Raw genomic sequence first — 18,531 nt, forward strand, 5'->3', positions numbered from 1 at the left:
GGCCGTCACGGGCAGCGAGCCGGGGCTGTGTACCTGCGGCTCGCCGCGTCGTAGTGGGCGTTCGTCTCGCGCATCCGACCTGCGGCGGCGTCGATGCAGAACAGCGCGAAGTCGGCGGTCGCGTCGCCGGTCTCCGGATCGAAGTCGAGGGAGGTCCGGGTCCCCTGGAGATCGATGTTGTCGCCGCGGCCGAGCGCCTTGAGGGCCGGATAGATGTCCGCGGGCCCGACCCCGATCGCCACGCCCGGCGGCCCCAGCCGGGGCATCGCCCGGGCCAGCGAGCGACCGGTCAGCGGCCCGTCGCCGACCGCCACGGCCGCGTATGCCAGGACATAGAACGCGTCGTAGGGCGTCGGCGAGAACTCGGCCCCGCCGTCGCCGAACATCGCCATGTAGTGCGCCCGCACCTTGGCGTGGGTCGGGTTGTCGCGGTTCGAGATCATGTGGAAGCGGCCGCTGAAGTCCGGGTGCGCGCGGGCCAGCTCGAGCACCGTCGAGAAGTCCCGGGCGCCGTACACGTACTGCGGGCGTGGCTCGCCAGGCCACGCCGCTTCGATGTGCGCGAGCAGCTGCGAGGGCGCTCCGCCGTCGAACACCACGTGGGGCGCGAAGGCGGCGACCTCGGCGGCGACGCGCTCGAGCGGCGCCGGGTCGACGGCGCTGTCGTCGGCGATCACAAATGGGCGCACGTCCTCGCGGCCGCCCGGGCGCGTCGCCCTCATCTCCGTCAGCAGCGCGTCGCTGTAGCTCGTGCCCGCGGCCTCGCTGGACTGCAAGATCGCCACCCGCAGCGTCCCGTCCGGCCCGAGCGCGCCGCCCGGATCGCGGAGCCCCGGCTCGATCGCCTGACGGACCAGAGCGACCGACGGCGGGGCCCGCAGCGCCGTGCTCGTCGTCACCCGATAGACCAGCCGGACCTCGCCCTGCGGGTGCGGGATGCTCGACAGCATCGCCGCCGTGTTCGATGCCAGCGCCAGCACCCCCTTCGGCACGAAGTGACGATTCGCCAGGTCGAGCACCTCCTTGCTGCGTCCGAACCCGAGGATCGCCGGGACCCCGACCTCGTCGACGAGGTGGGCCGCGCTCGCCTCATACTCGTCGGTATCATCGCAGACGATCACCCCGATCGGCCGCGGCAGCCCGCCCGGCCGGCTCGGCGGCAACCCGCCGGTCAGGCCCTGGAAGTCGCGCTGCGCCAGCTCCAGCAGGCGACCGGCCTCACGCCCGTAGTCCGAGCTCTGATCGTGCTCCGGGTACATCGCGCCGATCCACAGCGTGTCATCGCGGGTCACCGCGTCGTCGTCCGCGAGCACCCGGCACAGCCCGGTCGTCAGCGGCACGCAACGGCCCTGATCGGCGCGGCAGATCGCCGGGCCCTCGCCGCCAGCGCAGTCGGCGTTCGTCGTGCACCCGGCGCTCGCTCGCCACGCGGCGAATCCCATGGCGCTCACCGCGAGGATCACCGCGGCCGCGGCGAGCACCCGCGCCCGCGAGCGTCGCGGCGGCGGTGGCGGCGATAGCTCCCGATCTGCTCCGCTCACGGTGCTCGGTCGGACCGCGACGCGCGTCGCCCCGAGCGCATCGACGCCGGTCTGCGACGACGGTGGGCGCGTGCCCGCCAGCGTGCGCGCATGGCCAGGATCCGACGGCAGCGTGTCGGTCGTGGCGATGGGCTCGGTGACGGTCGTCGGCTCGCCGCGGGGCCGCGGCGTCGCCTCGATCCCCGCGCCGAACACCGCGAGGTGGGCCGCGGCGATCGCCGCCTGCATCGCCGCCGCGTCGGCGAAGCGCTGGTCCGGGGCGAAGGCCAGCGCCCGATCGACGACCGCGGCGATCGCCGCCGGCACCTCCGGCGCGACGCTCGCGAGCCCCGGCGCCGGCTCGGTCGCCGAGCGGACCATCACCTCCTCCGGCGCGTCGCCCTGGTGGACCGGACGCCCGGCGATCGCCGTGAACATCGTCGCTCCGACCGCCCACAGGTCCGACCGCCCGTCGATCGCGTGGCGGCGGCCCAACGCCTGCTCCGGCGGCATGAAGGCCGGCGTCCCGAGCATGTGCCCGGTCCGCGTCGCCGACTCGCGGCCCTCCTGGACGACCCGGGCGATGCCGAAGTCCAGCACCTTCAGCTCGCCGGAGGTCGTCAGGAACAGGTTGTCCGGCTTGATGTCCCGGTGCACCACGCCACACGCGTGGGCCCGCGCCAGCACGTCGCACAGCGCGTGTCCGATCGCCAGCACCTCGCGCGGCGCCAGGCGCCCGCGGCGGCGCAGATGAGCCGCGAGCGACTCGCCGATCAGCAGCTCCATCACGAGGAACGGACAACCATCGTCGGCGACGTCGTCGTCGAGCACCCGCACCGCCCCCGGGTGCTCGACCTTGTTGGCGACGTAGCCCTCGCGCACGAACCGCTCGCGGTGCGCCGCCTGCCGGCTGAGCTCCGGGTGCAGCATCTTCAGCGCCACCCGATTGCCGTTGCGGTGGACGGCCAGGTACACCGTCGCCATCCCGCCCGCGCCGATCACCCCGGTGATGCGGTAGCGTTCACGGAGCACGCTGCCGATGCGGCGCTCGTCCGGGTCCTGCCCCATCGCTCCGGTGTCGACCATCGCGGCCGAGTCTTACACAAACGCGATGGTCGCCGCGCCGAAGCACGCGAGCGCCGACGCGCCGTGGCCCGGGCCTCCGACGCCGGTGGGCCGCCCCGGGCCTTGCGCGAGGCCCCGGCTTGCGGTAGCCGGGCGACCCCCGCGGGCGGTGCCACGTCAGCGCAGGACCAGGGCGTTGCGGCCGGGGAACATCGAGGCGGCGTAGGTCGGCGAGTGGTGCTCGTCGGGGATCACGGGCCAGCCGCAGAACTCGTGGATCTGCGGGTCGGGCTCGTAGCCGCTGCCCACGAGGAACTCGCGCAGCTCGCCCGCGGCGAGCTTGCGCAAGGTGGTCCGGGGCACCGCGGCGGCGAACAGGGCCGCGTTCGGGTGGCGGTACGGGGCGACCACGCGAAACGCCCCGATCTGGCGGCCGCCGCTGGTGTCGACGAAGTAGAAGTGGATGATGTCACCGAGGTCGACCTTGGCGACGTTGGCGATCATCTGGGTCTTCGTGCTGTCGGCGTAGGCGTTGCGGTGGATGAAGCCGAAACGGTCGACGAGCTCGCGGGTCGCCTCGGAGTTCGCCTTGGCGTTGCTCGCCCTGTAGAGCCACTCTTGCATGGCGGGGTGAGTATCATGCATCGCCGCGGCCCGCCTGTGATGTCGGGGGCACCTGCCTGGGGGGTCCTCGCTCAGCTCGGCGGCACGATGAGGAACACGGCCATCGGCTCCGTACCCTTGATCTCGATCGTCCCGCGCGGCTCGACGCGCAGCGCTGCGCCGAGCTGTTCGGCCGTGGCCGCGCTCACCTGCACGCGACCCGCCACGCCGTGCGACTCCATCCGGCTCGCCACGTTGACCGTGTCGCCCCACACGTCGTAGGCGAACTTGCGTCGGCCGATGACCCCGGCGACCAGCGGACCGCTGTGCAGCCCGATCCGGATCCTCAGGCCGGGATGGCGATCGGCGAGCCCCGCGATCACGTCCTGCATCGCCAGGGCCATCCGCGCGGCGGCCAGCGCGTGATCCGGGCGCGCTTCCGGAACCCCCGCCGCCGCCATATAGGCGTCGCCGATCGTCTTGATCTTCTCGAGCCCGTGCGCGTCGGCGAGGTCGTCGAAGCGGGCGAAGATCTCGTCGAGGACACCGACGAGCTCGGCGGCGGGCATCCGCTCGGACATCCGGGTGAACCCGACGATGTCGGCGAACAACACGGTGCACCCGGCGCAACGATCGGCGATGGCCGTGGGGTCTCGCTTCAACCGCTCGGCGATGCGAGCGGGGAGGACGTTGCGGAGCAGCGACTCGGTGCGCGTGTGCTCGGCCGCCAGGGCGGCGTCGGCGTTCCACCCGGTCACCGCGGTGTACCCGGCGATCACCAGCGCGAACAGCACGGCGCCGACGACGATGACGCTGTGCGCCGCAGCTGCGGACCCGGGCTCGAGCGACAGCCACGGCGCGTGCGTCGAAACCCACACCTCACAGGCGAGGTACGACGCCGCGAAGGCCACGACGGTCGCGGCGATCATCCGCCGCTCGCTCCGGGGGTACAACACGAACGGTGTCCCCACCGAGACCAGCAAATAGAGGTGCGCCTCGACGGGCCGGCCGAGCGCCAGGGCCACCATCGGCAAGTGCAGCACGGGCAGCGCCGAGGTGAGCCAGCGGGCCGCGCGTACGCGGTCGAGCCGCAGCAGGCCGTACACGACCAGCCAGCCGATCGCGGCGAACGCGGTGGCGATCCCCGCCAGCCTGGACATCCAGAGGAACGGGAGGCTCACCAGACACAACATCGCGAAGAACGGCGCGAGGGCGCGATGGATGCGCTGATACTTCGGATCCTCGGCCACCAGCAAGATGATGCACCTCCGCCGACGCCTCCGATACACTGCCCCGGAGGACCACTCCATGAGCCTGTGGGAACGGATCCGTAGCGCCTTTCGACCCCATCCGCCGTCGCCGGAGGCCCTGACCCGAGCGCCGCGCCAGGCCCCGAAGGCGCCGAGCCTCGAGGAGATGCGCACCCTGCTCCGCGCCGGCATGACGCGCGACGAGTTCTTCGCGGTCCTCGACGACCTCGCGATGGAGCGGGGCCTCCGGATGTCGCTCCCCACCAACGACGATCGACTGGTCGCGCTGCCCGTCGCCGACGGCGGCGAGCTGCTCTGCTTCCTGCCCACGGGCGTGCTGAACTACGTCGAATACAAGGGCGACATCTTCCTCGAGAAGGCCGACGGCGAATGAGGACAGAAGCTCGCCCTGGTCGCGGTCCCTGGCCCCGCCGGCTCGCGATCGCCGCGGCGGTGCTGGTCAGCGTCGCCGCCGTGGCCTGCGTGGCGCTCGCGTGGTTCATCGCCGGGCGCGTGGGCGCCGGCTTCGCGGTCCCCCAGCCGCCGCGACCGGACGACCTCGAGATCGTCGCCGTCGAGGGCGACGTGATCCGCTACCGCGACACGCGTCTCGACGTGGGTCCGAAGGACCTCGGGAGATTGGCGCTCAAGCTGCCCGACGGGGGCTGGGTGTACACGCGCGCCGGGGTGTCCGTCCAGGGCGGCGTCTCGGAGCGGCGGATCGAGAAGGTCGAGGGCACGCCCCCGCGAGCCGGCGAGCTCGCGCAGTTCGACCTGTCGTATTTTCCGGTCGACCCGCGGCGCGGGCTCGGCCTCGAGTATGCGCAGGTGAGCTTCCCGGGGCCGCTCGGCGACTACCCCGCGTGGTTTGTCCCGGGCCCGGGCTCGACCTGGCTGATCTACACCCACGGCCGCGGCTCGACGCTGCGCGAGGGGCTGCGGGTCGTCGACATCGCCCACCGCGCGGGTCACCCCGCGCTGGTGATCAGCTACCGCAACGACCCGGGCGCCCCGCGCGGCGACGGCATCGCCAAGTTCGGCGCCGACGAATGGGAGGACCTCGAGGCCGCGATCGCGTATGCGCGGACCCGCGGCGCCGCCGACGTGATCCTCGCCGCCGGCAGCATGGGCGGGGCGATCACCCTGTCGCTTTTCGAGCACGGCTCGGCGCAGGCGAAGGCGGTCCGCGGCATCTTCCTCGACTCGCCCGCGCTGGACGTCGGCCGCCAGTCCAGGCTCGCCTCCGACGCGATGGGCGTGCCGGGGCTTCTCGCCGAGCTCGGGTTTCTCCTCTCGACCTGGCGCTTCGGGCTCGACTGGGCGGCGATGGACTATCTATCCGCGGTCGACGATGTCACGGTGCCGATGCTCGTGCTCCACGGTGAGGCCGATTCGACGATCTCCGCCGAGTCGAATCGCCCGGTGTTCGCGGCCCTGACGCAGCAGGGCAACGCCACGATCGAGGTCGTCCCCGGGGCCCAGCACCTGGGCCTGTGGAACCACGACCCCGCCGGCTTCGAGCGCAGGCTCTCGCAATTCCTCGCCAGCGTCGCCGCAGCTCCGGGTGGGCGATGAAGATCGCGGTCATCGGCGGCGGCGCCAGCGGGATGATGTGCGCGTGGCTCCTGGCCGACCGCCACGAGGTGCACGTGTTCGAGCGCGAGCCCGTGCTCGGCGGCAACATCCGCACGCTCGGCCGCAACGTCGACACCCCCGCCGCGACGCGCCTCGCCGCGGCGGGCCTGCACCTCGACGCCGGCGTGATCGAGTTCAGCCGCGATCGCTTCCACGGGCTGCACAGATTCTTCTCCGCCCTCGGCGTCGATCTCGTCGATGCCCCCGGCTGCAGCAGCCTGTCCCTCGATGGCCGGGGTACGTGGAACTCGCCGGGCGTCCTCGACGAGATCCACGCCTCGTGGCCGCAGCGCGCCCGCTGGGCCCTGCGATCGCTGCCCGGCGCGCTCGGCCTCCTGCGTCTGCGTCGCAGCGCGCGCGGCGAGCTCGCGGGGCGCTCACTCGGCGAATTCCTCGGCCGCGACGCCTTCTCCGAGTGGTGCCGGCTGCTCATGGTATACGCGTACTCGCAGCCCTACGCGGACATCGACGGCATCGCCGCCGCGCTGGCGATGCCCACGCTCGCATCATTCATGGCGCCGCAGCGCTGGACCTCCGTGCGCGGCGGGGTCTACCGATATATCGAGCGCATCGTCGCCACCCGCGCCATTCACGTCCACACCGACGCCCGCGTCCGCGCCGCCCGCACCGGCGACGGCGTGCAGCTGCGCCTGGCCAGCGGCGAGGAGCTCCGCCACGACGCGCTCATCGTCGCCACCACCCCCGACGAGGTGCTCGGCGTCCTCGCCGACGCGCACGAGGACGAGCGCCGGTGGTTCGCCCCCTGGCGGGCCAATGTAGCGACCACCATCGTCCACGCGGACACCGGCTTTCATACGCGTCGCCGCCGCAGCTATTACTCCGAGTTCGACCTGCTCAAGAGCCCCGGCTCCGCGGGCTACAACGCATATCTCAACCGCCTGTGCGAGATCCCGGCGGCGCACGGACGCCACTACTTCCTGGCCCTCGGCATCGAGCCCGAGATCGCCGAGGCGCAGGTCCTGCACCGCCAGCAGCACCGCACGCCGCGCTACACGCCGGAGGCGGTCGCCACCCGCAACGCGATCAAGGCGATGAGCGGCGCGCGGCACACCTTCTTCGCCGGCGCGTGGCTGTACGACGGGCTCCACGAGGGCGCGTGGCAGTCGGCCCAGGCGGCGGCGGCGAGGCTGTGAATCAGCGCGCCAGGACGCGGTCGCCGGTCAGCTTCTCGTAGAGCGTGGCCCCCGTCCAGAACGCGCCGGCGAAGCCCGCGAAGCCCGCCGAGGCGCTGCAGAAGTGGAGATTGGCGATCGAGCTGTCGTGCCCCAGGCGGCGCGACCCGATCTGCGCCGGGGTCATGTCCGACCCGTATGAATGGCCGAAGGGCGACAGGCAATAGCGCTCGTTGGTGGTCGGGCTGCCGAGCATCTTGAAGCACAGGCGCTCGCGGAAGTCGGGGATGTAGCTGCGCTCCACGACCTTGCACAGCTCGTCGAAGATCTCGAGCTTCTTGGCGTTGTACGTCTTGAGGTTGGCGAAGCGCATGTGACGAAAGCGGGCGTAGTCGGCCACCGTGAGCAGCTCGACGATGCTCTTGCCCTCGGGGCAGTCGCCGCGATCGTTCGTCATCAGGCTCGGCGTGGTGAGCGCGAAGCTGGGCCGCGAATAGTCGCCGCGCGTGAGCATCGCGTCGAAGCAGGCGTTCAGATCCTCCATCTCGGTGTGAAAGGTGTTCCACTTGCCGAACCCGAGGGCGGGCAGATCGACCCCGTCGATCACGCAGTAGGCCATGAAGTTCGAGGGGCTGTACTCGTAGTCGAGGCGAGCTCGCAGGTCGCGGGAGAACCGCTCCAGGCCGATCATCGTGGCCGCCTGACGCGGATCCATGTTGCAGACGATCGCGTCGCCGTCGTGGCGCACGAACTCGCCGCGCGAGCCGCCGCGCGAGCCGAGCCGCTCCGCGATCACCCCCGCGACGCGCCCACCCTCGATCACGAACTCGGCGACCCGGTGCTCGAGCAGCACCTCGCCGCCGCACTGGCGGATCACCCCGACCAGCGAGTCGATCACGTGCTCGAAGTGCCGCGTGGGGTAGTACGCGCCGCGTTGATAACCGACGAACAGCATCACCCAGGCGAAGAACGACAGCCGCCGCGGCGGCGCCAGGAAATCGGGCCACTGCAGCGCCAGCAGCGTCTGCGCCGCGAGCGGCAGGCCGAAGCCGTCGAACACGTCCTGCAGCGTGGCGTTGCGGTAACGCAGCACCCGCGTCAGGCGATGCAGTCGTGGCAGCAGCGTCAGCGGCGTCAACGGTGCGGGCACCGCGTCCAGCTCCTCGGCCGTGCGCCGCACCTCGTCGCAGAACGCCGCCAGCCGCCGCCCGTGCGCGGGGAAGCTGCTCGCCAGCCGCTGCTTCAGGACCTCCATATCGGCGGGGATCGCCAGCTCGTGGCCGGGCATGTGCATCCGGTCGAAGCCGCCGGGATCGAGCGACTCGAAGCTGATCTCCGCGAGCCCGAGCTTGTCGAGCACGCGCCGCACCGAGCGCCCCGGGCCGCAGTTCCAGACGTAGTGCAGCTGGGCGTTGAAGCGATAGCCGCCCGCTGCGAAGGTGTGGCCATAGCCGCCCGGCGCGTCGTGGGCCTCGAGCACCCGCACCGAGCGCCCCGCCTTCGCCAGCAGCGCGCCCACGGCGAGGGCCGAGATGCCGCTGCCAACGATGAGATATTCGCTGCGCATGGCGGTATCGCTGGGACCCGGCCTCAGGCCCGGCTCCACGCGAAGATCGGATAGTGATAGCCGTCGTCCTGGCGCACCTGCCACTCGCTCTGGCAGACCGTGCAGCGGACGACCATGTGCACGCAATACTGCTCGGCGTCGACGCGCTCGGACTCGATTCGCCACTGCTCGCCATAAACCCCAGCGCCGCACGCGGCCTCGGCGGCGCAAGTGCACCAGCCCGCCGCGCGCGCCTCGATCACCGCCTGGGCGCGCGAGGCCTCGGCCCGCCAGTCGCGCAGGCCCGAGCGCGCCGGCAGCGTGGCCCGCACGGCCCGCAGCCGATCGAGCTCGCCCGCCCCGCCGTGTCGACGCAGCGCCTCGCAGGCCGACATGCCCAGCGAGATCGAGTCGGCGGGGCCCATCGTCTCGAGGGCCAGCAACGCGGCCTGGGCCAGCGCCGTCGCCGACACGGCGCCCGCCGCCGCCGCCGCCTCGGCGCGACGCCAGCACGCCACCCCATCCTCGAGCGAGCGCGCATACGCAGCGCGGAGCGCCTCGACCCAGCGCACAACATCCGTGAGATCGGGATCGTCCTGGGCCATCAGCACGCGCGAGTGTACAGGAAATTCCACCCCGTCCGCGCCCGCTCCTGGACGCGGGACCCGCGGCACCGGGTCCAGCGCGGTGTATCGCCTCACTTCGCCCCGGACGAGATCCAGTCGAGGACCACGCACAGCTCGGCGTCGCTGAGCGGTCCGTCGAGCGGCATGCCCTCGCCACTGCCGCCAGTCACGTAGTACGCGAGGTCGAGGAGCTTGTAGACGAGGTAGCTGTGGTCGAGGTCCCCGGGGGTCACGCGCAGCATCGCTGCCGTCTGCGCCTTCACGCCGACCAGGTTCGCCTGCATCGTCGCCGCGTCGAGCATGTTGAGCCCGCCCGCGCTCTGCCCGGCGACGTGACAGGGCCCGCAGCGCGGCGCCACGACGGCGGCGAAGACAATCGCCGCCGTCACGTCGGGGTCGCCCGGACAGTCCGGCAGGGTCAGCCCGCTCGCACAGGTCCCGCCCTCGCACGATTTGGCCTGACAGTCGGAGTCGACCGCGCAGCCCTGGCCGAACTTGCAGCCCTGCTTGCACGCGCCGCCGCAGTCGAGATCCGTCTCGCCGCCGTTGGCGATCTTGTCGAAGCAGCTCGCCTGCACGCACGCGTCGCTGCAGGCGTCGAGGTCGTCGGCGTTGCCGTCGTCGCAGGCCTCGACCCCGGCCTGCACCTCGCCGTCCCCGCACTTGGCCGGCGAACAGGTGACGAGGCACGCGTCGCTGTCGTCCTGGTTGCCGTCATCGCAGACCTCGCCCGCTTGCACCACCCCGTCGCCACACACCGCGACGGGCCCCGTCGTGCCCGTGCTGTCGGTCGTGCCGCCGCTGGTCGTCGTGCCGCCGCTGGTCGTCGTGCCCGTGCCGCTGGTCGTCGTGCCGCTGCTGGCCGTCGTGCTCGTGCTCTCGGCGCTGCTGCTGCTGGTCGGCTCGCTCGTCGCCCCGGTGCCGACATCGGGCCCGTCCTCCGTCGTCGACGCCACCGTCGCCTCGCTCGTGCCGCTCACGCCGGTGCCCGACCCGGCGCCGCCACATCCGCCCAGCAGCGCCGACCCCAGCGCCCACGCGCAGGCAGCCCACGCGCGTGAACGACGAGGTCGACGGCAGGTCATCGCCCGCCAGCATACGATGCTCACCACCGGCCTGCCCAGTCACGGCCTCACCGAGCCCGCGCTGCGCACCCGCCGATCTGCCGATCTGCCGATCTGCCGATCTGCGCGATCTGGGGCCCTCGCAACCGAACATCGGCGACCTCGTCGCAGCAGTTGACATATCGGGCAATGACAGGACACCCTGGCCCCGTACCGCAGCGCGACGAAACCGTGAGCCGCGTCCTGGTGTTTCGCCGCTCGCGGAGCAACCCGGTGAGCTTGCCCGCGCCCGTGGCGATCCACGATGCGCCGCGGCGCGAGGGCCCGCCGGCAGCGCCGGCGCCTGCCTGTCCGCCTGGACCCTTCGCCCTGCTGTTCACGCGCACCGTCGCTGATGCGCCCATGGAGGTGCTCTCGGTCCTCGCCGCGGGGGACCGGATCTATGCGATGGGCAGCATGGTCTGGACCCTGCTCCACGCGGCCACCGGGGAGGTCGTCGCCCGGGGACTGCGCGGGCTGGGCGACGGGGCCCTCGATCCGCTGCTCCCGCTGCTCTACCAGCCCGACGCCCAGGGCCAGCTCGACGGTCTGCACTTCGACGCCGGGCAGCGGGTGTTCTGGTCGCCCCTCTATCTCAACGCGAACCTCCTGCGCACATTCCTCGCCCGGGTCGGCGATTCCCTGCTGCTCCTCGGCAGCGAGCGCTCACGCCCGGCGAGCGGGAGCTTCGAGCCGAAGCTCAGCTGCCTCGAGGCGCTGACCGTCGGGCCAGTGCCCGAGGTGCGCCCGAGCGGCCAGCTCGCGCCGGGAATGACGTCACCCCTGCTCTGGCAGGCGCTCGGCTGGACCGCGGCCGCGTGGGCGCAGGGGCTCGCCATCGCCTTTCCGGGCGAGATCCACCGGGTCGACGAATCGCTGGACATTGTCCGCGTGCTCACATTTCACGGCGAGCCCGTGGCGCTCAGCGTCGACGCCGCTGGCGTCTTGCATCTGATCGTCGATGCGCCGGGCGAGCCCCGTGCGCTGTGGATCGTGGCGTGGGACGGTCAGCGGTCCCTGCGTCTCCCGCTGCCCGCTCCCTATGATCGGACGCAGCAGCCCCCGCTCCTCCTGCCCACGGGGCAGGTGCTCGTGCGCGCGCCCGCAGGCTTGCTCTGCCTGGGCCAAGGTGGCGAGATTCACTGGACTGGCTGCCTCGCGCCCGACGGGGGCGCGGTCGCCCTGGCCGACGGCAGCGTGCTCGCCACCGATGGCCACGATCTGGTCCGCTTCGCCGCCGACGGGGCGCGAACCATCGTGCATCAATTCCCCGACCACCTCCTCCGCGGGCCGCCGCTCGTCAGCGACGGCGGTGAGATCACGCTGGCGACGCGGACCGAGATATTGCGGCTGCGACCGTGCCCGGCGCACCCTGTACCTTGACACACGGGATCTAGGCGATCGGCGGCGCGGACGACGTCGCACGGACCGGTGCGGTCCGGCTGGCTCGGTGGCGAGGTACCAGACGAGAACGCCACAATCGAGGACACAGCGATCGCCGTCATGCGGTCGATCGCGCGGTACCAGGCGCGGCCGCTGCGTGGGCGTACACCAGACCGGCAAGCTGTCCGAAACCCTGTCCGATGGGGGACCCCGCAGCGCGCGCCCGCCGGACGGTGCTGGCCACGCCGACACGGAATGTGCTAGGTGGCCCACCGGCGCCTTCATGCTCGTCCACCCGCGACCCGCGACACCCGCGACTCTCGTGCTCGCACGCGACGGCCACCTGCTGGTCCTCGCGGACGGCGAGCAGGAGATCACGATGCTCCGCTGGCAGGCCCGGACCGGAGAGACGCCCACCGGAGAGCGGCTGCTGCGACTCGCCGTGGCCGACGATCAGCGATCGCCCGCGCCGCTCCCGGACGATCTCGCGTTTGGTCGCGCGCTCGCCCGCGCCGCGCTGCGTGAGCTCGCCGCGGCCCACCCGCGCGAGGCGACGCCCGGCGAACCCGGGCCAGGCGTGCTCCCCGAGCTCCTCGCCACGGCCCCCGCCGCGCTCCGCCGCGGGCTCAGCGAGCGCGCCCTGCTCCGCGCGTGGCACGAGGTCTGCCACGCCGCGCGCCGCGAGCTCGCGCGCCCGGATGCCGCCCGCGAGGCCTTCTTCCGCCGTCACGGCGTCGACCCGGACCAGGACCGCATGTACCTGCACGTCGCCGAGCGCAAGCACGACCGTGCCTACCCCTTCGCGTTCCTCGTCACCGTCGCACAGGGCCGCGGCCCGCACGGACGCACGCTGCACGTCCCCCTGGCCGCGGCGCTGCAGCAGCACGTGGACGACCCCCAGGCCCGGCAGCGCCTGCTCGCGCCGCTGCGCCGCGCCGCCTCGCTGAGCCCGATCATCCGCGCCCTCGTCGAGAGCGGCGAGGTCTACCACCCGGTCGCGTGGACCGCCGCCCAGGCGCACGCCCTGCTGTGCGCCACCGCCGAGCTCGAGGACAGCGGGCTGCGCATCCGCGTCCCGGATTGGTGGCATCAGCAGGCCCCGAGCCCGCAGGTGCGGGTCGAGCTCGGCGCCACCCAACGGGCTCCAAGCGGGGCTCCAAACGGGTCACAACTCGGGATCGGCGCCCTGCTCGACTTCCGACTCCGCTACTTCCTCGGCGACGACGAGCTCACGCCCGAGGAGTGGCGCGCCCTCATGGGCGGCGCCGCGGGCCTCCACCACCTGCGCGGCCGCTGGATCGAGCTCGACCCGGCGCGCCACGCCGAGGCGCTGCGCCACTGGCAGAGCATCGCCGCCGCCGCGGGCCGCGGCCAGATCTCCTTCGCCGAGGGCATGCGCCTGCTCGCCGGTCTTCCGCGGGGCTCGCTGACCGAATCCACCCCGGCAGCGTGGACCGTGGCGACCCCGGGCCCGTGGCTCGCGACCATGCTGGCCGAGCTGCAGAGCCCGCGTGGCAGCCCCGAGACCGACCCGGGCCCGGCCCTGCACGGCACCCTTCGACCCTACCAGCGCGACGGCGTGGCGTGGTTGTGGCTGCTCATGCGCCTCGGCCTCGGCGGCTGTCTCGCCGACGACATGGGCCTCGGCAAGACGATCCAGGTGATCGCGCTGCTCCTGCTCATGCGCAAGCACAAGGTCGCCGGCCCGCACCTGATCGTCCTGCCGGCCTCGCTGCTCGGCAACTGGCGCGCCGAGCTCGCGCGCTTCGGCCCCAGCCTGCGCGTCTACACCGCCCACCGCAGCGTCAACGACGGCGACGCCCCGAAGGCCAGGGTCGACGTCGTGCTCACGACCTACGCCACGCTGCAGCGCCAGCCCTGGCTCAAGGACCAGGCGTGGGGCCTGGTCGTGCTCGACGAGGCCCAGGCGATCAAGAACGCCCAGGCCAAGCAGACCCACGCCGTCAAGGCGTTGCACTGCCGCCACCGCCTGATCCTCACCGGTACGCCGGTCGAGAATTCGCTGACCGATCTGTGGTCCTTGTTCGACTTCGGCAGCCCCGGTCTGCTCGGCGCCTCCGGCGAATTCAAGGCCTTCGTGCGCCGCCTCGGCTCCGATCACGCCGGCCTCGCGCCGCTGCGGGCCCTGGTCCGCCCGTACATCCTGCGCCGCCTCAAGACCGACCGCCGCGTCATCACCGACCTGCCCGACAAGACCGAGCTGCAGGTCTATTGCGGCCTCACGCGCGGGCAAGCGGCGCTCTACCAGAAGGCCGTCGACGCGCTCGCCAGCGAGGTCCAGAGCCTCGAGGGGATCCGCCGGCGCGGCGTCATCCTGGCCTACCTGACCCGCTTCAAGCAGATCTGCAACCATCCCTCGCACTACAGCGGCGACGGCCAATATGTCCCCGAGGACAGCGCCAAGTTCCTCCGCTTACAGGAGCTGTGCGCCCAGCTGGCCGAGGTCGGTGAGAAGGTGCTGGTATTCACCCAGTTCCGCGAGGTCTGCGCTCCCATCGCGGCGCTGCTCGAGGCCACATTCGGACGCCCCGGCCTCGTGCTCCACGGCGGTACACCGATCGCCCGCCGCAGCGACATGGTCGCCGAGTTCCAGCAGGGCGACGGCCCGCCCTTCATGGTGCTCTCGCTCAAGGCCGGCGGCACCGGCCTGAACCTCACCGCCGCCGGCCACGTCGTCCACTTCGACCGCTGGTGGAACCCCGCCGTCGAGAACCAGGCGACCGACCGCGCCTACCGCATCGGCCAGCACAAGAACGTGCTCGTGCACAAGTTCGTGTGCCGCGGCACCCTCGAGGAGAAGATCGACGCGATGCTCCGCGACAAGCAAGGCCTCGCCGACGGCGTCCTCGCCGACGATGGCGAGCACCGACTCACCGAGCTCAGCACCGACGAACTGCTGCGCGTCGTCTCGCTCGATCTGCGCGCAGCGCTGGCGGAGGACTGAGCCCATGGCGCGCCGCAAGAGCACCTCCCGCCGCAGCTGGACGCCCCGCGCCGTCTTTGGCGCCTTCGACGCCTACGACGATCTGTTCGGCGGCTCCGACATCGACGACGAGCTCAGCGAGCTCGACGAGCTGCTCGGCGATCCCCTGGACCAGGTGGTGATGGCGCTCGCCCGGCCGCCGCGGCCGATCCGCGCTCGCCAGGCGGATCTCGGCGGTCAGCCGCTGACCAAGGCGTGGTGCGCCCGCGTCGGCGACTGCAACGCGAGCGCAGCCCGCCTGCAGGGTGGCATCGACTACCTCCTCAGCGGCGCCGTGCAGGACCTCCAGGTCGGACCGCGCCGGCTCGTCGCCACGGTGCTGGGCACCAGCCGCTACCGCGTCGAGGTCGAGATCCTGCTGCCACCGCAGGCGGACATGCAGGCCGCGCTCGAGCGCGTGCAGCAGGCCCGCATCGCGCCGACGGGGACCGACCCGCGGATCGCGACCCAGCGCGCGATCCAAGGCGGCGGCCCCGGGCTGTTCCCCAGCGCGGCCCAGCTCCACGGCGAATGCACCTGCACGGACGGCCCGCGCTGCAAGCACATCGTCGCGGCCGTGTACGCCTTCGGGGTCCTGCTCGACCGCGAACCGGAGCAGCTGTTTTCCCTGTGGGGCATCGACGCGAAGGAGCTGCAGGCCGCCGCCACGTTCGTGATCCCGCCGCTCGCCACCGACCGGCGTCGGCTCGTCGACGACCTCGCAATCTTCGGCATCGATCTCGTCGATTCACGCGGGCAGGCAGCGATCGCCGACGGCACGACGATCGCCGTGCCGTCGACCGAGTCGCCGACCGAGCCGCTGCCGACCACCGAGCCCGCCCCGCCAGCGTCCACCCCCCCGGTGCCGGCTGGCGCTCCGCCGAACCTGCAGTCAGAGGTCCGCCGCGAGTATCTCCGGGTCATCGGTATCTCCCCGCGGACGATCGACGCCTGGCTGCGCAGCGGCGTGCTCCGCAAGACCGACCGCGATGACACCTACGAGCGCACGCCCGAGGCGAGCCGCAAGATCGCGGAGTTCCTCGAGCGCTGAGGCGATTTGGCCCCAGCGGGCCCGGCGTCGCCGCCTGTGGCCCGGGCTGAGTATTCTTCCAAAACATGCAACGATCCGCCGGTGTCTCGATCCCTCGGCGTCCTCGTGCTCCTCGCCGCGTGCGCCGTGAAGCCCGCATCCACGCCCGACGGCGATCCCGACACCACCTCGGGCACCAACTCCAGCACCACCGCGGTCCACACCGGCAGCGCCGTCACCGACCTGGCGTCCTCGACGAGCACGGCTGCGATCACCACGGATACGCCGACCACCACCACCAGCGACCCGCTCCCCTCGTGTCCGCCCGCGCCATGCCAGTCCGAGCTCGATTGCCCCGATGGCTGGCGCTGCGTCGACCCGTCCGAGGACGTGGACGTACCGTACAGCCCGCAACAGTACTGCTTCCCACCCGTCGATCCAAACGCCACTGGCTGCGACATCTACGCCCAGGACTGCCCGTCTGGCTTCAAGTGCGTGCATCAGATCTACGACGGAACGACGCCCGGCTGCGTGCCGGTCCAGGAGGACGCGTCCCCGCCTGGCGCGGCGTGCGAGAAGCTGCTCGCGTGCATCGTCGACGGCGACGGCCACGCGATCAACGCCGATACCTGCGACGTCGGCTCGCAGTGCTTCGCCGGCACGTGTCGGCAATTCTGTACCCTGATCGACGGCATTCCGGCCTGCCCCGAGGGCTACGCATGCAACAGCGGGCGCATCTCGCTGTGGTGCCTGCAGACCTGCGATCCCCTGGCCCCGGCATGCCCGCGCGGCGAGGTGTGCACCCCGGACTACCTGTCCTTCTTCTGCGGGGAATCCGCGCCGGATCCGGCTGGGCTGTTCGAGACCTGCGCCGGGTGGGGTTGCGCCGAGGGGCTCGCGTGCACCTTCAAGAGCGCAGCGATCGAATGCGACGGCGCAGACTCGCAATGCTGCGTCCCGTTCTGTGATCTCGGCGCCCCGGACTGCCCCGGTGCGGGCCAGGTCTGTCTCCCGTGGCCATGGCAGTTTGACCCTGACCCCGAATATTCGCACGTGGGCATCTGCAGCGTCCCACCGTGACGGTGGCCGCGATGATTCCGCGGGACCGCGCCCGCGGCCCGTGCTAAAGGCACCCTCGCCATGCGACCCCGCGCTGCACGCATTCACTTGCTCTCCCTCGGCCTCGCCCTCGCCGCTTGCACCGACAAGGGGACCCTCCCCGCCGACACAGCGAGCACCAGAGCGGCAGGTGACGACGTCAGCGACACGACCCCCACCAGCAGCCCCACCAGCGGCCCCACGGGCGACACCACCGGCGTCCCCACCGGCGACACCAGCACCGGCGAAGCCGCGAGCACGAGCGGCCAGGCCAGCACCAGCGACGCGACCAGCGCCACCGGCGACCCCCCGGGTGAGCTCCTGTGCCCCGTGGCGATCGACGATGCGATCCTCGCCTGCATCGCCGAGTTGCAGGCCGACCCGGAGCTCGCCGACAACAACTTCCTCCTCGACCTGCTGTGGATGTGCAGCGACGCCGAGCCGGTCGCCGACGACTACGACGCCCACTGCGCCGCCCACCCGGACGACCCGATCTGCGCCCTCGAGTACCAGGTATTCGTCGAGACCGTCCTCCCGGAGTGCGTCGCGCGCGTCCAGCAGCTCGTGTTCGCCGACGTATGCCTGCTGCCCGCGACCTACCCGGAGCTCCTGTTCGCCCCGGCGATCGCCCTGATGGAGCGGCGCTTCGTCACCACCGCCGCGCAGCTCGACGCCAGCGAGCAGCAGCAGCTCCTGTGGGCCAGCGCGGACATGGGCTTCCCCGCCGCGAGCGTCGAGGAGGCCCTGCTCGCCAGCGACGACGACGGCCTCGAACAGCTCACCGTCCTCGACGTCGGCACCGACCGCACCCTCGTCCTCTATTCGGGCCACTACGGCGACACCCGCGTCGGTCGCATGTTCTTCGCCGGCACCTTGACGCTCGTCGGCGCCGTCGAGGACGGCAGCTTCACCCGCTGCGGCGTCGAGCGCACGATCGAGGGCCAGCCCTGCACCGACGACCTGGCCTGCGCGCCCGATCACAAGTGCATCGATATCCTCAGCGACGCCGACAATGTCGTGCTCGCACCGGGCGTCTGCGCCTCGCCGACGCCGATCGCCGGCGAGGGATCGCCCTGCAACGCCCACCAGGACTGCGACCCCTCCAGCGGCCTGTTATGCCTCGACAGCATCAACGAGGGCGACGACGGCGTGTGCCGCCCGGGCTGGATGCGCCGCAGCTTCGCCGGCCCCGACACCGCCCTCGTCGCTGGCGGCTCCGTGAAGCTCCCGCTCCTCGTCGCCGGCGTCGCCACCGTCCCCACCGCCGCCTACCTCGATCTCCAGCGCGCCCAGGACGGCGCCAACCAGGTCGCGATCCACCTGGTCAACCCCCTCGGCACGAGCACCTCCGTCAGCCTCACCGACGCCCCGCTGGTCGTCCTCGACCTCGAGCCCATCGCGGTGCCGACCGACGAATCGGCGGGTGGCGTCTGGCACCTCGTCGTCGACGACCTCGGCGGCCAGGCCAGCGGCGCCGTCACCCGCGTCGCCCTGACCCTCGACACCCGCTGGGACTGACCCGTCGCTGCACTTATCGACCTGTCCTTGCGGACATG

14 protein-coding genes are annotated in these 18,531 nt (G+C 72.1%); 8 read left to right on the top strand and 6 right to left on the bottom strand.

The window, feature by feature from the left end:
• Positions 1–5: 5 nt before the first annotated feature.
• The 3 genes from IPJ59_RS19825 to IPJ59_RS19835 all read right to left on the bottom strand — a co-directional run bounded on the left by IPJ59_RS19825 (position 6) and on the right by IPJ59_RS19835 (position 4,438).
• A complete protein-coding gene (locus IPJ59_RS19825; protein WP_293272893.1) occupies positions 6–2,606 on the bottom strand; it encodes a bifunctional serine/threonine-protein kinase/ABC transporter substrate-binding protein in 2,601 nt (866 codons plus the stop codon).
• 156 nt (positions 2,607–2,762) lie between these two features.
• The gene (locus IPJ59_RS19830) at positions 2,763–3,209 is read right to left on the bottom strand and encodes a hypothetical protein (protein ID WP_293258018.1); all 447 of its coding nucleotides are present in this window, start codon (positions 3,207–3,209) and stop codon (positions 2,763–2,765) included.
• A 71-nt stretch (positions 3,210–3,280) separates the two neighbouring features.
• The gene (locus tag IPJ59_RS19835) at positions 3,281–4,438 is read right to left on the bottom strand and encodes an adenylate/guanylate cyclase domain-containing protein (RefSeq protein WP_293272894.1); all 1,158 of its coding nucleotides are present in this window, start codon (positions 4,436–4,438) and stop codon (positions 3,281–3,283) included.
• Between the two features lie 166 nt (positions 4,439–4,604).
• Here IPJ59_RS19835 and IPJ59_RS19840 point away from each other — a divergent pair, with 166 nt between their 5' ends.
• The 3 genes from IPJ59_RS19840 to IPJ59_RS19850 are packed head-to-tail and all read left to right on the top strand — an operon-like array spanning position 4,605 to position 7,227.
• Positions 4,605–4,832, top strand: a complete 228-nt coding sequence (locus IPJ59_RS19840; protein WP_293258022.1) for a hypothetical protein — start codon at positions 4,605–4,607, stop codon at positions 4,830–4,832.
• Positions 4,833–4,891: 59 nt separating this feature from the next.
• Positions 4,892–6,013 (top strand): alpha/beta hydrolase, encoded by a 1,122-nt coding sequence (locus IPJ59_RS19845; protein WP_293258024.1) that lies wholly within the window; start codon positions 4,892–4,894, stop codon positions 6,011–6,013.
• Complete coding sequence (locus tag IPJ59_RS19850; RefSeq protein WP_293272895.1) at positions 6,010–7,227, top strand: FAD-dependent oxidoreductase; 1,218 nt, start codon at positions 6,010–6,012, stop codon at positions 7,225–7,227. Before IPJ59_RS19845 ends, IPJ59_RS19850 begins: the two co-directional genes overlap by 4 nt.
• A 1-nt stretch (position 7,228) precedes the next feature.
• On the opposite strand, the gene IPJ59_RS19855 is transcribed toward IPJ59_RS19850, so the two are convergent.
• From IPJ59_RS19855 to IPJ59_RS19865, 3 genes are all read right to left on the bottom strand, one after another.
• Complete coding sequence (locus IPJ59_RS19855; RefSeq protein ID WP_293258028.1) at positions 7,229–8,773, bottom strand: phytoene desaturase family protein; 1,545 nt, start codon at positions 8,771–8,773, stop codon at positions 7,229–7,231.
• 23 nt (positions 8,774–8,796) lie between these two features.
• Positions 8,797–9,363 carry a hypothetical protein gene (locus IPJ59_RS19860; protein WP_293272896.1) on the bottom strand — a complete coding sequence of 189 codons (567 nt, stop codon included), beginning with the start codon at positions 9,361–9,363 and terminating at the stop codon, positions 8,797–8,799.
• Between the two features lie 86 nt (positions 9,364–9,449).
• Positions 9,450–10,463, bottom strand: coding sequence for a hypothetical protein (locus IPJ59_RS19865; protein WP_293272897.1), 1,014 nt, complete (start codon positions 10,461–10,463; stop codon positions 9,450–9,452).
• Positions 10,464–10,673: 210 nt separating this feature from the next.
• Between IPJ59_RS19865 and IPJ59_RS19870 the strand changes: the two genes are divergently transcribed.
• From IPJ59_RS19870 to IPJ59_RS19890, 5 genes are all read left to right on the top strand, one after another.
• Positions 10,674–11,864 carry a hypothetical protein gene (locus IPJ59_RS19870; protein ID WP_293272898.1) on the top strand — a complete coding sequence of 397 codons (1,191 nt, stop codon included), beginning with the start codon at positions 10,674–10,676 and terminating at the stop codon, positions 11,862–11,864.
• Between the two features lie 322 nt (positions 11,865–12,186).
• Complete coding sequence (locus IPJ59_RS19875) at positions 12,187–14,829, top strand: DEAD/DEAH box helicase (RefSeq protein WP_293258036.1); 2,643 nt, start codon at positions 12,187–12,189, stop codon at positions 14,827–14,829.
• 4 nt (positions 14,830–14,833) lie between these two features.
• A complete protein-coding gene (locus IPJ59_RS19880; protein WP_293258038.1) occupies positions 14,834–15,898 on the top strand; it encodes an SWIM zinc finger family protein in 1,065 nt (354 codons plus the stop codon).
• Positions 15,899–15,979: 81 nt separating this feature from the next.
• A complete protein-coding gene (locus IPJ59_RS19885; protein WP_293272899.1) occupies positions 15,980–16,957 on the top strand; it encodes a hypothetical protein in 978 nt (325 codons plus the stop codon).
• Between the two features lie 60 nt (positions 16,958–17,017).
• Positions 17,018–18,493 (top strand): hypothetical protein, encoded by a 1,476-nt coding sequence (locus IPJ59_RS19890; RefSeq protein WP_293272900.1) that lies wholly within the window; start codon positions 17,018–17,020, stop codon positions 18,491–18,493.
• Positions 18,494–18,531: the final 38 nt, after the last annotated feature.

This window comes from Nannocystis sp. (assembly GCF_016714285.1).
GTDB lineage: Bacteria > Myxococcota_A > Polyangia > Nannocystales > Nannocystaceae > Nannocystis.